This is a genomic window from Streptomyces laurentii (genome assembly GCF_040635425.1).
Lineage (GTDB): Bacteria > Actinomycetota > Actinomycetes > Streptomycetales > Streptomycetaceae > Streptomyces > Streptomyces laurentii.
The window spans coordinates 65,582-81,502 of record NZ_JBEYHT010000002.1; the positions used below are offsets into that span (position 1 = coordinate 65,582).

10 protein-coding genes and 1 pseudogene are annotated in these 15,921 nt (G+C 75.0%); 1 reads left to right on the plus strand and 10 read right to left on the minus strand.

Annotation, left to right across the window (positions count from 1 at the left end; genetic code table 11):
* Window positions 1-2: 2 nt before the first annotated feature.
* From ABZ693_RS01815 to ABZ693_RS01850, 8 genes are all read right to left on the minus strand, one after another.
* Window positions 3-2,471 (minus strand): vWA domain-containing protein, encoded by a 2,469-nt coding sequence (locus tag ABZ693_RS01815; RefSeq protein WP_359872244.1) that lies wholly within the window; start codon window positions 2,469-2,471, stop codon window positions 3-5.
* A gap of 6 nt (window positions 2,472-2,477) precedes the next feature.
* On the minus strand, window positions 2,478-3,035 hold the full coding sequence (locus ABZ693_RS01820; protein ID WP_359872246.1) for a Pycsar system effector family protein: 558 nt from the start codon (window positions 3,033-3,035) through the stop codon (window positions 2,478-2,480).
* Window positions 3,032-4,567 carry a hypothetical protein gene (locus ABZ693_RS01825; protein ID WP_359872248.1) on the minus strand — a complete coding sequence of 512 codons (1,536 nt, stop codon included), beginning with the start codon at window positions 4,565-4,567 and terminating at the stop codon, window positions 3,032-3,034. Before ABZ693_RS01825 ends, ABZ693_RS01820 begins: the two co-directional genes overlap by 4 nt.
* A complete protein-coding gene (locus ABZ693_RS01830) occupies window positions 4,564-6,927 on the minus strand; it encodes an nSTAND3 domain-containing NTPase (RefSeq protein WP_359872250.1) in 2,364 nt (787 codons plus the stop codon). The genes ABZ693_RS01825 and ABZ693_RS01830 overlap by 4 nt, the downstream gene beginning before the upstream one ends.
* On the minus strand, window positions 6,924-7,862 hold the full coding sequence (locus tag ABZ693_RS01835) for a hypothetical protein (protein WP_359872252.1): 939 nt from the start codon (window positions 7,860-7,862) through the stop codon (window positions 6,924-6,926). The genes ABZ693_RS01830 and ABZ693_RS01835 overlap by 4 nt, the downstream gene beginning before the upstream one ends.
* Window positions 7,863-8,007: 145 nt before the next feature.
* A complete protein-coding gene (locus ABZ693_RS01840) occupies window positions 8,008-8,787 on the minus strand; it encodes a Crp/Fnr family transcriptional regulator (protein ID WP_359872254.1) in 780 nt (259 codons plus the stop codon).
* A gap of 234 nt (window positions 8,788-9,021) precedes the next feature.
* Window positions 9,022-11,616 carry a polynucleotide kinase-phosphatase gene (locus ABZ693_RS01845; protein WP_359872256.1) on the minus strand — a complete coding sequence of 865 codons (2,595 nt, stop codon included), beginning with the start codon at window positions 11,614-11,616 and terminating at the stop codon, window positions 9,022-9,024.
* Complete coding sequence (locus ABZ693_RS01850; protein WP_359872258.1) at window positions 11,613-13,142, minus strand: 3' terminal RNA ribose 2'-O-methyltransferase Hen1; 1,530 nt, start codon at window positions 13,140-13,142, stop codon at window positions 11,613-11,615. The genes ABZ693_RS01845 and ABZ693_RS01850 overlap by 4 nt, the downstream gene beginning before the upstream one ends.
* A 74-nt stretch (window positions 13,143-13,216) precedes the next feature.
* On the opposite strand from ABZ693_RS01850, the gene ABZ693_RS01855 reads away from it, so the two are divergent.
* Window positions 13,217-13,345, plus strand: coding sequence for a hypothetical protein (locus tag ABZ693_RS01855; protein WP_359872260.1), 129 nt, complete (start codon window positions 13,217-13,219; stop codon window positions 13,343-13,345).
* 29 nt (window positions 13,346-13,374) lie between these two features.
* On the opposite strand, the gene mmuM is transcribed toward ABZ693_RS01855, so the two are convergent.
* Window positions 13,375-14,292, minus strand: coding sequence for a homocysteine S-methyltransferase (gene mmuM, locus ABZ693_RS01860; RefSeq protein ID WP_359872262.1), 918 nt, complete (start codon window positions 14,290-14,292; stop codon window positions 13,375-13,377).
* Window positions 14,293-14,296: 4 nt separating this feature from the next.
* Window positions 14,297-15,124: pseudogene (locus ABZ693_RS01865) on the minus strand (LLM class F420-dependent oxidoreductase); the annotation flags it as partial.
* Window positions 15,125-15,921: the final 797 nt, after the last annotated feature.

A 15,921-nucleotide genomic window follows, 5' to 3' on the forward strand; every position in this document is an offset into this window, starting at 1 on the left:
GGTCAGAAGTCGGGGTGCGGTTCGGGGGCGGGAGGGGCGGACGGCGCGGCGGCGGTGCCGTCGGCGCCCGGGGCGGTCGCGGGGTCCGGGCGCCGTGGCGGGCGGCCCGGCCGCGCCCCGCGCGGGGTGCGGACCGGCCCGGTCCGGCCGCGGAAGCCGCCGGGGGTACGGATGACGAGTTCGGCGTCCGCCACCTCGACCGGGACCGCGGTGTGCACCGGTGTCTCGGGCCCCGTCTCGGGGCGCAGCAGGAGCGCGCCGGACCCGGTCCTGCGCAGCCGGTGGGCGGCTCCGGCACCGTGCGCGTGGTGCAGGGTGGGGGCGGGGCCGGCCGGTTCCTCGATGGTGAAGCGGAACTCCCCGCCGGGGCTCTGGCCCGCGCGTACCTCCAGGGTGTCCAGGACCCAGCCCCCCTTGCGCAGTTCGATCCGGACACCGGTCAGGTCCAGGCGGCGGCGCCGGGCCAGAAGCTGGACGGCGATGAGGGCGGCCAGCAGGACCAGGACGACCGCGCCCCCGATGACGTACGGCCACCAGCGCTCCCACCAGGTGGGCGGCGCCTCCACGTGGACGTCGAGGAAGGCGGTGTCGAGCGTCTCTCCGGCCCGAGCGGTGTCGGTGACGGCGAGGCGGGAGCCCAGTTCGCCGAGGGGCGTGCCCGCGCCGAGGGTGACGGTGAACCTCGCGTCGACGGACCCGCCGGGCGGGACGACGACCGTCTCCGGGCTGATCCGGGGCGCGGCGCTCCCTGCCTTCGGACCGCTGCCGCCGGTGCCGGTCCCGGTGCCGGTCCCGGTGCCGGTGTCCGGGGTGTCCGGCGCGTCGTCGGCGAGGGCGATGCGCAGGGTGTGCGGGACGGTGTCGTGGTTGGCCACTTGGAGGACGCCCGGCACGGCGTCGCCCGGGTGGGCGGTGACCCGTTCCAGGGAGAGCTGGGCCACCACCGGCGGGGTGCCCTCGGCGATCCGGGTGTGGAAGGGGCGCCGGTCGGAGGTGATGCCCGGCGCGGCCATGCTCGTGGTGAGTTCCAGGTCCCCGGTGGCGGTGGCGGGGACGGTGACCGTTCCGGTGAAGCGGACGTCTCCGGCCGTACGGTCCGGGGCCCGGCCGTCGTCGGCGAGCCGGAACGCCACCGGGGCGAAGCCGTCGCCCGCGAGGTGGGCCGTGACGGTGACCCCTTCCAGCTGGCGCGGGTCGGCGACGACGACACCGCGCCGGGTCTGCAGCCGTACCTCGACGACGGTGCGCTGACCGGGCCGGGGCGAGGCGGGGTCGAGGACGACGGCGGACCGCAGCCGGCCCTGCCAGAGGGCGCGGACGGCGACCTCCTGGCCGCGGTGGCCCTCGGGGGCCTCGACCCGCACCCGCCAGCGGCCGGGCAGCGGGTTGGTGACGCGCAGTGCCTCCACCGGCCCGTCCTCGCCGCTGACCTCGAACGACGAGCCGTCGAAGGACCCGTGGAGCGGGACCTTGCGGCCCTCGGGGTCGTAGTAGGTGACGCGGACCTTCGGGTCGTGCTTGCCGACGGTGAGGGAACCGTCGGTGGCGATCGGCGGGATCGTGACGTACAGGTCGGCGGGCGGCCGGGCCACGTCGCCCGTGACGATCCGGGCGCAGCGGGCGGCGGCGAAGGTCTCCTGGAGCGCCCGGTCGATGCCGGCCGAACCGGACACGACCCGCATCCGGGGAACCGATCCGGGCACGTCGGAACAGGCGCCGCGGAAGCCTCCCTCGGCCATCGCGGTGAGCGCGTCGCGATCGATCCCGCCGCCGAAGCCGAGCGGCCAGATCTGCACGCCGGCGGCCCGGGCGCGGGCCAGTTCGTCGGCGAGGCGCTTGGCCCCGTTGGCCTGGCGGCTGCCGGGGTCGGCGCCGTACTCGGGACTGTCGCGGACGTCGAGGCGGCCGTCGGTGAGGAGGAAGAGGACCCGGGGGGTCTTCGGCGCCTGGGCGCCGCCCGTGCCGGAGTCCTCGGTGAGGCGGGCGACTGCCTGCCGGATGGCGGCCGGGAAGTCGGTTCCCGGGCCGGTACGCACGCTGTCGCGGTGGGCGAGCCGGGTCACGCAGTCGCTGAGGCGCTGGCGGCCCGCGCCGTCGACGACGGTGGGCGGGCACACCTCGCGCACGGGCGACTGGCCGGACTTCTCCGAGCTGCCGAAGCCGATCACGGTCGCCCGGGAACGCTCGGAGATCTCGCCCTGGCTGAGCAGCGCGGCCGCCTCGGTCTCCCGGACGAGGTCCCGATCGCTGAGACTCTTCGACTGGTCGACGACGACGGCGAAGTCGATCGGGTCAGGGCCTTCGGAGGCCGGCGCCGCCGCTGCCCGGGCGGGCGCCGCACCGGCCGCGCCGGCCACGGCGCTCGCGGACGGCACGCCGAACGGGCCGGCGAGGGCGAGCAGGGCCGCGGCGAGGAGCAGGAAGCCGCGCGGGCGGCCGCGTCGGGTGGTCGTCGGATCGGTCGAGGACATGGCGGGTCACCACAGTTCGCTGAGGAGGGCCAGGAGGACGCCGAGCGCGAGGGCCGCGACCCCGCGCCGCAGCCACCGGTACTTGGCGGCGAGGACGATCCCGTGGACGCTCGCCTGTTCGAGGAACCAGCCGGTGGCGTCGGCGGAGGAGGCCTCCAGCCGGGCGCGCAGGTCGGCGGTCGGGGTGCCGGCGGTGAGGTCGCGCAGCAGGGTGCGGGAGGCGCCGGGGCGGGTGCGCGGCAGGACGACGGAGACCAGCATCAGCACGCCCGCGGTCCACAGCAGCCCGGCCACGACCAGCACGGCGAGCGCGCCGCCGGCGGGCAGCGGGTTCTGGTCGCGGGAGAAGACGACGGCGAGGAAGGCGAGGGCACCCGACAGCAGGATCGCGGCCTTGGTGTCGGCGCGTCCGATGTCCTCGCGGACGGTGGTCATCAGCTGCTCGGCCATGCCGCGCAGTTCGGCGGGCTCGGGCGAGGGCGCGGGCGGCGGCGGTACGGCACCGGGCGCGGTATCGGGTGACGTGTCGGGCGTGGTGGCGTCGGGCGTGGGTGTGGTGGTCATGCGTCGTCCCAGTCGTCGAAGTCGGCGCTCGGCCGGGCCCGCCGGCCGCCCCGGTCGCTCTCGGCGTCGTCGCGCTCGAAGGACGCCTGGACGCGGGTCGGTTCGTACACCCGGCGGTCCGTCGAAGCGTCCGGTTCGGGCTCGAATCCCGGCTCCGGCTCCGGATCGAACTCCGGATCGAACTCGGACGCGGGTTCACGCTCGGGTTCCGGCTCGTCGTCCCAGAGGGGCGCGGCGGGTTCGGGAACGGCGCGCTCCAGGGCGGGCCGGCCCGCCCTGCGGCTGGTGTCGAGAACCCGCTCGGCGACCCCGCCGAGGACGGCGCCGGCGCTGCCGCGCAGATGCTGGAGGATCTGGTACGCCTGTTCGTCGACCTCGTGGCGCTCCAGGACCCCGGAGTCGAGCATCCGGTTGAACACGGCCAGCAGGTCGGCCTGTCCCTCGCGCTTCTCCTGCAGGAGCTGGGCGCGGATCTCCATCTCCTTGTCGGGGTTGCGCGCCATGTGGTGGGCGAGCTGGGCGAGGTCGCCGCGCCGGAACATCTCCTCGAGGGCGGCGGCCTCGGCCGCCACCCGCCGCCGCTCCCATTCCTCCCGGTGCAGGGCCGCCTGGGCCTCCCGGACGTCGGCCGTGAGCGTCACGTCGACCCGGTCGGCCCGGGCGACCTCTTCCTGCACCTTCTCGTCGAGGTCGACGAACACGTAGACCTGGGCGCGCAGTCCGATGTCGCGGCCGACGACCAGCCGGCCGGTGGCCAGGGTCTCCCGTACCGCCTCCTCGGCGCGCTGCGCCTCGGTGAGCCGGAAGCGGCGCGACAGCGAGCGCAGCCCGTCGAACAGCTCGTCGTGCAGCAACTCGGCCACGTCCCGCACCTGTTCGCGGACGACGAGATACGGGTCCTCCACCGTCCACCGCACCCGGACCCGCGCGTCGAAGAAGGCGCCGTCCCCGGCGGCGGGCAGCCTGAGGGCGAACCCGGTGACGTTCCGGCCCAGGCGCACCTCGAAGACGGTGTACGGGGAGCCAAGGAAGGGCTTGCCGCTGTCCTCCGTGCGGTCGGGCCACACGACCCGGTGACCGCCGTTGCGGTAGAGGAGGACCGCCGCGATCTCGCCGCTGCGGCGCCGGTACGGCGGGCTGATCTCGCGCAGCAGCGGCCGGCCTGAGCTCTGGGCGGACGACTCCTGACGGGAGATCTCCCCGTCCGCCCTGTCACGCCCGGCCACCTCACGGCCCGGGGCATCCCGGCCCGCCGTGTCCCGGCCCGGTACGTCGCGGTCGGGCGTCTCCCGGCGGTACCGCTCCTCGCCCGACGGCTCCCGCCGGGGCGTGTCCTGGCCGGCGTACGCGCGACGCGGCGCGCCCCGACCGGACCCGTCCCGTCGGTATCCGTCCCGCCCGGGCCTGTCGCGGTCGTATCCGTCCCCGTCGTACCTGTCCCGACCCGACCCGTCCCGTTCGTACGCGTCCTGGTCGTACGCCTCCCGGCCGGAAGGTTCCCGGCCGCGCTCGTTCTCGTAGGCCCCGGTCATCGGTGCGCTCCTTCCGCGACGGCGTCCCACATCCGGCGCGCCGCGCGCTTGTCCAGGGGCCGGTCCCGGTCCCGTACGAGCTGGTCGAGAAGTCCGCGGAGGCGGTCGCGGTCCCGGCGTCCCGCCGAGAGCAGGGGCAGCAGTCCGCAGACGAGGTCGAGGGCCGTGGCGTCCCGCGCCGCCCGGCGCAGCAGCTTGGCCAGCGCGTCCAGCGCCGTGGCACTGGAGCGCGCGGTGGTCAGGGCGCGCCCCACCAGGGCGCCGAGCGCCGGGGCGAGGTCGGGCCGGGTGGCGAGCAGGGCGAGGAGCAGCGGGCGGGCGGCGTGTTCGTCGAGTTCGGGGACGTCCCGGAGCCCCCACAGATGCGTGGTCCTGGTGGTCATGCCGCCGATCACGGTGAGGAGCGCGACGTTGCCCAGGTTGTGCCGGCCGTCGGCCAGCCAGCGTTCCAGGCGCCCCAGCACCGGTTCGGGATCACCCGCCGCCAGCAGCCGGTTGACGCTGAAGGAGGCCACCACGAGCATGTCGACGTCGCCGGCCTCGTGGGTGCGCACCACGCGCGCGATGGCGTCGAGCGAGCCGGCGAGCCCGCCCGCGGCCAGCACGTATCCGTGAGTGAGCAACGCCGTCTCCCACAGACGGGAGTCCTCCGAGGCCGCCCACTCCTTGAGGACGGCGGCGACGGCGGGGCGCACCTCGGGGTCGCGGGCGGCCTCGGCGAGGGCGGTCGCCGCGGCCATCCGCGCCGTCGGGTCGTCCGTGACGGCGAGCGGGGCGACGAGTTCGCGGAAGCCGTGGATCCAGTCCCAGGAGCAGAGCACCCCGGCGGCGAGGGAGGCGCGCACCCACACCTCGGAGCGGCCGTCGTCGCACAGGGCCCGCAGCCAGCGGGCCACCGGGCCGCGGACGTTGTGGTAGCCGTGCCAGACCTCGGCGAGCACGGCGGTGGCGAGCGCGTCGCCCTGGAAGCGGACGGTCCGCGCGGGCACCTTGGCCGGGCCGAGGTCCAGTTCGGTGTCCTCCAGGACGGAGCGGGCGAGGACCGGGCGGTGCTCGGCATGGGTGCCGAACAGGCGTCGGCCCGCCGGGTGTTCGGGGTCGAGGGTGACAGCCAGTTCCCAGGCGAGGAGTTCGGCGGCCTCGGAGGCGATGCTGTAGGCGGAGCCGTTGAACACGGCCACGGAGATCCGCAGGGCGGCGGCGCCGAGCCGCGGCAGCGCCTCGGGCAGCGAGCCGGGCCGGTCGGAGCCCGCGAACCAGGCGCGTGCCTGGGCCTGCACGAAGGTGCCGCACTCCTCCAGGAGCCGCGCGTCGGTCAGTTCGCCCCGCCGGTGGCCGGCGAGATGGGCGGCGAGCCGGGCGGCCTCGCGCGGCTGGAGCTCTTCGAGGCCGAGGGCGGCGACCACGTCGGGGCGCCGGGCGAGCGCCCGCGCCTCGGCCAGGGCCTCCTCGGGCGCGTCGCGCAGCAGCAGCCGCAGATGGCGGTGAAGGACCTGGCCGGCGGGCGGCGGCGCGCAGTACGTCCCGTACCGTCCGCGCAGCAGCCGGTCGGCGAGGTCGCCGCTGTCGACGACGACCACCGCGTACCCGCCGACGCCGTCGAGCAGGTCGGCGAACCGGTCGAGGTGCAGTTCGGAGAGGCGGGCCGGAGCCGTCGGCGGGCGGTCGGCGCGCTCCCGCCCGGCGTGCCGCGGCCCGTGTTCGGGACGGACGTCCTCCGTAGGGTGTTCGAGGAGGTGTCCCGCGTTCTCGTGGAGGGCGTCCGCGGTGATCTCGTCGACTCCGTGGCGCGGGTCGAGCCGGAACACCCGGCGTCCCGGAGCCGCCTCGTCCTCCGCGCCGGTCGTGGCACTGCCGACCACCTCGGCGAGCAGGGCGAGCGCGGTGGTCCTGCGTCCGCTGCCCGGCTCCCCGCACAGCACGAGGACGCGGTGGCTGCGCAGCCGCTCCTTCATCCGCTGGTAGCCGGCGGTCTCGCAGTAGACCTCGTCGAGGTGGTCCAGGGTCTCGGCGGGGACGGCGCCCTGGACGAAGTGGGGGCGGTCGCCGAGGTAGTAGCTGAAACGGTCGCCGTGCTGGACGAAGGCGTCGCGGCCGGCCGCCGTGTGGTGGTCGCCCGGCCGCGCGGAGCCGCCGCGCAGGGACCTGCGCGCGGAACGCGCCGTGCCGGCGCTGCCGGTCCGGCCCGCGTCGCCGGGACTCCGGTCCACGCGCGCGAAGGGGCTGGGCTCGGGGGCCGCTTCGGGAGTGCCTTCGCCGCCGCTCCGGGCGCCGTCGTGCGCGTCGCCGCCGTCCTTGGCGGGCTCGGGCGCCGGGTCGGGGGGCGCTTCCGCGCCGTGCTCCAGGTCGTCGTCGCTCATGCCCGCCGCTCCCTGCCGCCGTGCCCGTCCTCGTCGCGACGCGCGGCGGCACGGGCGTTGTCGCGGGAGTCGCCGCGGGAGTCGTCGTCACGGCCGCCGCCGTCGTTACGGATGCCGGTGAACCCCCCGTGGAACGTGTTGCCTTCGACGATCTGCATGTCGCGGCCCGCCGTGTACGTCCGGCTGCCCGGCGCCTGAGCGGGTGCGGGCGGTGGGCCATCCCCCCGCGACGGCCCACCGCCGGTCCTGTGTCCGCCGTCCCGCGGGTCACGCGCGGCCTCGCGGCCGCCGTCCCGCTCGCGGTCCCGGCGGTCCTGGGGCGGCGCGAGGAGTCCGGGCACGAGGAACCAGGCGTCCTCCGCGGTCTCCTTGGCGACCACGGCCTCCCGGCGGTAGTGGTCCGGCTCGATGTACCGCCCGCCCTCGGCCACCACCGTGCGGTAGAGCCAGTCCGAGACCACGATCAGCAGGTCGGAGTCCGGGACGTCCGCCATGATCCGCCGCGCCGGCGCGCTGTCGCAGAGCCGGCAGGCGAGGTCCACGGCGCGGCCGACGAGTCCGCGCCCGTCGTCGAGGACCAGCCCCGCGTTCATGCCGACCCGCAGCCGCAGCCGTACCCGGCCGCGCGCGTTGTGCTCGCGCAGGCTCCGGTGGAGGGTGTCGATCCAGCGGCCGGCCATCAGGTCCGGCGGAACGTCCGGGCGGAGCGCCGCGAGGATGCCGTCACCACGGTCCTCCTGGTGCACGGTGCCCGGCTCGATGCCCACGGACGCGTACGCCTCGCCGAACGCCTCGTACAGGGCGGCGCGGACCAGCCGCTTGTCCCCCATGCCCAGGCGTCCGGAGCCGACCACGTCCCCGAAGACGACGAACCGGTGCAGGGCCCCGGTGCTCGCGCTCACCCGCGCGCCGGCCCCGGCCCCCGTGCCCGTCAACGCGCCCGTCCTCGTACTCGTATCCGAACCCGATTCCGCGCTCGCTCCCGTACTGCTCACTCGGACTCCTCTGAGATGCTTCAGGTGGTTCCGTGGTGGTGACGCGTCCAGACTGGCGGCTGCGGCTCGCGGGCGATGTAGCGTTTTACACAGGCGGGGGTTGTTCGTCCGACGAATGCGCGCCGGGATGCGCGCGCCCCGGGCGTTCTTGCCTCCCCGGGCGCCCCGGACGCGTCTCGCGCGCCGGGCGGCCCTGTGCGAGCAGCACGAGCACAGGCATGTCGATCACGATCACGGTGCGCTGGGCGGTGCGGACGACCCCTTGTTCGCGCAGCAGCCGCAGCGCCTTGGCCACGGCTTCGCGGGTCGCCCCGATGGCCGCCGCCAAGTCGTGCTGGGGCAGCGGAAGTTCCAGTACGGTGCCGGACTCGGCGCGCCGGCCGGCGCGTTCGGCGAGTTCGACGAGGCGGGCGGCGAGCCGCTGGAGGACGGTCTCCGAGGCGAGCGAGCGCCGTTCGACGTCGGCGCTGCGCAGCCGGGTGGCGAGCTGCCGCATGATGAGGGCGGTGGCGTGCGGCCGGGCGGCGAGGAAGCGCCGGAACCGGTCGCCGGAGATGGCGACGGCCTCGACCTGGCCGAGCGCGGTGACGGTGGCGCTGCGCGGCCCCCGGTCGACGGCCGCGAGATCGCCGACCACCTCGCCCGCCCCGCGCAGCGCCAGGATGAGCCGGGCGCCGCGTTCGGTGCCGACCGAGACCACGGACCAGCCGGAGAGCAGGGCGAGGACGTACGCGGAGGTGTCGCGCTCGCGGATCATGACCTCACCGGGCGCGTAGCGGCGCGGGGCCCCCTCGGCGAGCAGCGCGCGACGGTCTGCGGCGGGAAGGGCGTGCAGGAAGGACCGGTCCTGGCCGAAGAGACTCATTTCCCGATTCCACCCCCGACCGCCGCCCGGCGCGCACCGGATCGGTGAAACCCGGCCAACGCGTCTCCGGAATCACAGTATTGACACTCCGTCACTCCGTGGAGTGACGAACCTAGGGCCGCCATGCCATCCCGTCAACGCGGGCGAGTGAGCACACCGGGGCGCAAGGAAGCGCATTGCACGCCCTCTTGCGCCCCCACGCCCCGTGGGCCGTGCCCGGCGGCGCCGGGACCGTCAGAGCCGGGGGTCGACCGGCTCCGACTCCAGCGCGAGGACCGCGAAGACGGCCTCGTGCACCCGCCACAGCGGCTCGCCGGCCGCCAGCCGGTCGAGCGCCTCAAGCCCCAGCGCGTACTCCCGCAGCGCCAGCGACCGCTTGTGCCCGAGGAACCGTTCACGCAGCCGCGCCAGGTTGTCCGGACGGGTGTACTCGGGACCGTAGATGATCCGCAGGTACTCCCGGCCGCGCACCTTCACGCCCGGCTGCACCGGCCGCCCGCCGCGGCCGGTGGCGACGGCCGCGAGCGGCTTGACGACCATGCCCTCGCCGCCCGCCGCGGTCAGCTCCCGCCACCAGTCGGTCCCGGCGCGTACGGACGCCTCGTCGGCCGGGTCGACCACCAGCCGCCGGGTGGTCTTCAGCAACCCCGTCGGGTCGTGCTCCACCAGCCGGTCCAGCCAGGCCAGTTGTTCGTCGTGCGGGACGGCGGTCAGGGACCTGCCGCGCGCGGCGAGCACCTGGAAGGGGGCGAACCGTACGCCCTCCAGACCCTCGGTCGGCCAGCAGTAGCGACGGTACGCGTCGGTGAACGCCTCGGCGTCCACCGCCCGTTCGCGCTGCCGGCCCAGCAGGGCGTCGATCCCCTCCACTCCGCGCGCGACGGCCTGTTCGAGCGCGGCGACCGCGTCCGGGAGGACCGCGCGCGAGGCCGCGCCGACCGCCGCGTACTGCGTGCGCAACAGCCCCACCGACTTCAGCGACCACGGCATCAGCTCGCCGTCGAACAGCAGCCAGTCCGTGTCGAGTTCGCCCCACAGCCCGGCCGCGCCGACCGCGGCCCGCAGCCGCTGGAGGACCTCCTCGGTGGTGTCCGGGTCGCCGAAGAACGGCCGGCCGGTACGGGTGTACAGCGCACCGGTCACACCGCGCCCGTCACCCGGGCCGTCGTCCTCGCCCGCGCCGTCGACGCCGAACCGTTCCGCGGCCGCCGCGTTCCGGCAGACGAGGGCGACGGCCCGCGAACCCATGTGCTTCTCCTCGCACACGACCCGCCCGACCCCGTCGGCCGCGTACTGCGCGAACGCCTCGGCCGGGTGCTCCAGGTATCCCTCCTCCTTCGAGGTCGCGGTCGGCGCCATCGTCGGCGGCAGATAGGCGAGCAGCCGCGGGTCGACGGCGAACCGGCTCATCACCTCCAGGGCGGCGGCCGCGTTCTCCTCGCGGACCGCGACCCGGCCCATCAGCCGGGTCTCCACACCCCGGCGGCCGTGCACGTCGGCGAGGTCCAGCGGCCGGCCCTGGTGGGCGCCGGGCGCCGCGGCCGCGAGCGGCTTGACCGGCTCGTACCAGACCCGCTCGGCCGGTACGTCGACCAACTCGCGCTCCGGCCAGCGCAGCGCGGTCATCCGGCCGCCGAACACCGCGCCGGTGTCGAGGCACAGGGTGTTGTTGATCCACGACGTGTCCGGCACGGGCGTGTGCCCGTAGACGACCGCCGCCCGGCCGCGGTAGTCCTCCGCCCACGGATAGCGCACCGGCAGCCCGAACTCGTCGGTCTCGCCGGTCGTCTCCCCGTACAGCGCGTGCGCGCGCACCCGTCCCGAGGTGCGGCCGTGGTACTTCTCCGGCAGACCGGCGTGACAGACCACCAGCCGGCCCTCGTCGAGGACGTAGTGACTGACCAGTCCGTCGATGAAGGACGCCACCTCGGACCGGAACTCCTCGGGCTCGCGCTCCAGTTGCTCGATGGTCTCGGCGAGGCCGTGCGTCGGCTGCACCTGGCGGCCGCGCAGCCAGCGTCCCAGCTTGTTCTCGTGGTTGCCCGGCACGCACAGCGCGTCCCCGGCGGCCACCATGCCCATGACGCGGCGCAGTACGCCGGGGCTGTCCGGGCCGCGGTCGACGAGGTCGCCGACGAAGACGGCGGTGCGGCCCTCCGGGTGGTGCCCGTCGACGTAGCCCAGCCGCGTGAGCAGGCTCTCCAGTTCGGAGCGGCAGCCGTGGACGTCGCCGATGATGTCGAACGGGCCGGTGAGGTGACGCAGGTCGTTGTACCGCTTCTCGCGCTCGATCCGGGCCGCCGCCACCTCCTCCTCGCCGCGCAGCACGTGCACCTTGCGGAAGCCCTCGCGCTCCAGACCGCGCAGCGAACGCCGCAGTTCGCGGCGGTGGCGCTGGACGACGTGGCGCGGCAGGTGGGCCCGGTCGGGGCGGGCCGCGTTGCGCGCGGCGCACACCTCCTCGGGCAGGTCGAGGACGATCGCGATCGGCAGCACGTCGTACTCGCGGGCGAGCCGGACGAGCTGCTGCCGCGCCTCGCGCTGCACATTGGTGGCGTCGACGACGGTCAGCCGGCCCGCGGCCAGCCGCTTGCCCGCGATGTAGTGCAGGACGTCGAAGGCGTCCCCGCTGGCGCTCTGGTCGTTCTCGTCGTCCGCGACGAGGCCGCGGCAGAAGTCCGAGGAGACGATCTCGGTCGGCTTGAAGTGCCGTCGCGCGAAGGTCGACTTGCCGGAACCGGTCGCGCCGATCAGGACGACGAGGGAGAGGTCGGTAACGGGCAGCGTGCGGGGCGCCGGGGCGCCGTGCTCGGTGGTCTCGTCGCTCATGCCGCGTCCTCCTTCGTGGTGTCCGGGCCGTTCCCGGTGCCGGTCCCTGTGTCCGTGTCGCTGTTGGTACGGGTGCCGGCGTCGCCGCCGGTACGGGTGAAGACGGCCATCTGGGTGGGCGGCCCGACCTCGGGGTCGTCCGGGCCGACCGGCGCGAAGACAGCCGCGTAGCCGTAGCGGCCGGCGACCCGGGCGGCCCAGGCGCGGAACTCCTCCCGCGTCCACTCGAACCGGTGGTCGGAGTGCCGGACGTGCCCCGCGGGCAGCGACTCCCAGCGCACGTTGTACTCGACGTTCGGGGTGGTCACGACGACCGTACGCGGCCGGGCCGAGCCGAACACCGCGTACTCCAGCGCGGGCAGCCGCGGCGGGTCCACGTGCTCGACGACCTCGCTGAGCACGGCCGCGTCATAACCGGCCAGCCGCTTGTCGGTGTACGTGAGCGCGCCCTGGAGCAGCGTCACGCGGGCGGCCTGCCGCTCGCCCATCCGGTCCAGACGCAGCCGGCGGGCGGCGACGGACAGCGCCCGCGCCGACACGTCCACGCCGACGACCTCGGTGAACCGCTTGTCCTTGAGCAGGGCCTGCACCAACTGCCCCTGCCCGCAGCCGAGGTCGAGCACCCGGGCCGCGCCGGCGGTGCCCAGCGCACCGAGGATCGCCGTACGGCGCCGCTCGGCGAGCGGCACCGGCCGTTCCTCGGTGTCGGTCGCCTCGTCGACCGCGTTGTCGACGTCCTCGACCTCCAGGCCGTCGGCCTCGGCGAGCCGTACGAGGGCGAGCCGCTCGGTGGCCTGGCGGGTGAGACTCCGGCGCCGCGCGAGATAGCGGCTGGTGATCAGCTCCCGCTCGGGGTGGCCGGCGAGCCAGCCGTCACCGGCGCGCAGCAGCTTGTCCACCTCGTCGGGCGCGACCCAGTAGTGCTTGGCGTCGTCGAGCACCGGCAGCAGGACATAGAGCTGGTTGAGCGCGTCGGCGAGGCGCAACTCGCCCTCCAGGACCAGCCGTACGTAGCGGGAGTCGCCCCACTCGGGGAACTCCGGGTCGAGCGCGACCGGCTCCGCCGTGACGCTCGTCCAGCCGAGCGGCTCGAACAGCCGCGTCACGAGACCCGGTCCGCCGCGCGCCGGCAGCGCCGGGATCTCGATCCGCAGCGGCAGCGGCGCGGCGGCCCGTTCGGGCAGCGCGGCGCAGGTGCCGTGCAGGGCGGTCGTGAAGACCTTGGCGAGCGCGACCGCCAGCAGCGACGACGCGGCGTACGGCCGGTCGTTCACGTACTGCGCGAGCGCCGCGTCGGGCGCCCCGCCCCGGCCCTTTCCCCGCCCCTTGCGCACCAGCGCCACGGGGTCGACCTCCAGCAGCAGGGCGGCGGTGCACCGCTCCACGTCCGCCTCGGGGTACAGGACGTGCGCGGTGCCGTGCGCGGTCGTGAAGGACTGCGCCTTCCCGGGATGCTTGTGCAGCAGGAAGCCGAGGTCGGTCGCGGGTCGCTGAGGCGTACCAGTGGTACGGATGGTGAGGAACACCCGTCCGAGTATGACCAGGCACCCCTCCGTCGACCAGGCATTTTCCGCGCCCGGCGGGGTGGCGCGCGGCGGGCTTGCGCCACCTGGACGACGCGGCGGAGCGGGGCCGGCGGACGCGGACGGGCGACCACCCGCACCTCGGCATCGACCGGCCCGGCGAGCCGGCCGGCGCGGCCTCCGCCTCCTCCTTCAACGGGAACTGACACCCCGCCGCCCGCGCCCCGGTACCGCCTCACCCGCCCCGTGTCCCCGGCTCCAGTCCGGCGGCCAGGGCGGCGATCGCGGCGGGGCCGACGCGACAGCAGCCGCCGATCAGCCGGGCACCCGCGGCACGCCAACGCGTCGCCCCGGCCGGGTCGAAGGTGGCCGGGCCCCGCCAGTCCCCCGCGCCCGGGTCCCAGTCCTCGCCGCTGTTCGGGTAGACGACCACCGGCTTGCCGGTCACCGCGGCGGCGATCTCCACGGCGGGCCCGGCGTCCTTCGGGGCGCAGCAGTTCACCCCGACCGCGACGACCTGGTCCCGGCCCGCCGCCAGGGCGAACGCCTCCGCCAGATCCTGTCCGGCGCGGGTGCGCGTGCCGTCGACGGTGTACGAGAGCCAGACCGGCACCCCGCACCCCTCGGCGGCCCGCAGCAGCGCCTCGGCCTCGTCGGTGTCGGGCACCGTCTCCAGGGCCAGGACATCGGGCCCGGCCTCGGCCAGGACCTCGATCCGGGGCCGGTGGAACCGCGTGAGCGCGCCGACCGACAGCCCGTACCGGCCCCGGTACTCGCTGCCGTCGGCGAGCATCGCCCCGTACGGCCCGACGGAGGCCGCCACCCAGGTCTCCCGCTCGGCGGGCCCGGCCGCCGCCCGGGCGAGCGTCACGCCGCGGGCGAGCAACCGTGCCGTCTCCGTCCGGCCGGTCCCACGCCGGGCGAAGCCCTCGAAGGTGGCCTGGTAGCTCGCGGTGGTGAGGACCTGGGCGCCGGCCGCCACGTACGCCGAGTGCGCCGCCTCGATCCGCTCCGGACCGTCGGCGAGCAGCCGGGCGGACCAGAGCGCGTCGGAGAGGTCGCAGCCCTGGGCCTCCAGCTGGTTGGAGAGCCCGCCGTCCAGCACGAGCACCCCGTCGGCGAGGGCGGCGCCCAGGGTGCGGCCGGGCCTCACCGGATCACCCCAGCTGCGACTGGACCTGACCGGAGATCAGCTCCAGATGGTCCAGATCGTCCAGGTCGAGGATCTGGAGATAGATCCGGCGGGCGCCGAGGGCCCCGTAGCGGCCGATCTTGTCCACGACCTCGGCGGGCGAGCCCGCGAGGCCGTTGGCCTTGAGTTCGTCCACGTCCCGGCCGATGGCGGCGGCCCGGCGGGCCACCTCCGCGTCGTCCCGGCCGACGCATACCACCAGCGCGTTCGAGTACACGAGCGCGTCGGCGGGCCGCCCCGCCTCCTCGACCGCCGCCCGCACCCGCCCGAACTGCCGCTCGGTCTCCTCCAGCGAGGCGAACGGGATGTTGAACTCGTCCGCGAACCGTGCCGCCAGACGCGGCGTGCGGCGCGCGCCGTGCCCGCCGACCAGCACCGGGATCCGCTCCTGGGCCGGCTTGGGCAGCGCGGGCGAGTCGGTCAGCTGGTAGTGCTCCCCCTCGTACGAGAACGTCTTGCCGGCCGCGGTGCCCCACAGCCCGGTGACGATCTCCAGCTGCTCCTCCAGACGTCCGAACTTCTCCTTCGGGAACGGGATCCCGTACGCCCGGTGTTCCTCCTCGAACCAGCCCGCGCCCAGGCCGAGTTCGATCCGGCCGCCGGACATCCGGTCGACCTGGGCGACCTGGATGGCGAGGACGCCGGGGAGCCGGAAGGTGGCGGCGGTCATGAGCGTGCCGAGTCGGATCCGCCGGGTCTCCCGGGCGAGACCGGCCAGGGTGATCCAGGCGTCCGTCGGGCCGGGCAGCCCGTCGCCGGACCCCATGCGCAGATAGTGGTCCGAGCGGAAGAAGGGTGCATCTTGCTACCTCGCTTCACTATGGCCTCTGACCAGTCATTCTTCTCCCGGTCCCGGCACAGCGCAAAGCCCCGGCCACCCTCCACGGGGGAAGAGGGCGACCGGGGCCGCTCACGGGGTCAGGAAGGGTCTGCCGTTCCGCCCCATGCGAACTTCATGTTCGGGTGTCGCCTTCGAACCTCCGCCATGAAGGAGTACGCGCCTGGCCCTCGCGCGCTCTCCGGCATCTGCGCTCCGCGCTCCTCCGCAACGTCCAGGGCCAGCCTGTAGAGCGCCGCCAGCGTCTCGTCAGGGGTAAGCCCCCGCTCCTCGCCTACCACTGGTTCCCACAGTCCATGCAGACGTTCTTCTGGCCGTTGTGGTCGTACGACGCGCTGCCACAACTCGGGCAGATGCAAAGCTTTGCGAGCCGCTGAATGACCTTCCGCACTGGAACGAACATCTGCCTACCTCTCGGGTGGGTATTCCTGCCAGTGCTCGTGTTCATCAACCCACCAGGCAACCGAACAGTCGAGACACCGATACCGCCAACGGGGAAGCCCCGTAAGCGTGTCCGCCGGCCTGGAGAGGACGACTCCCGTTTTGCTGCACTTGACGCAGCGAGCTGGGGCCTCTTCTTGCTCTCTGACATGCCGACAGGCTGTCGGCGGCATGGAGCCCCAACTCTCCGGTGGGGCGAAGAGCCGGGGCCGACCCGGTCCGACGGTAGACCTCGAAGAAGACCACCGGGCCGGGGCGTGGGTGTCCCGCTCTCTCTCCCCGACTCGACCGACGCCAGAAGAGGGCGGGAT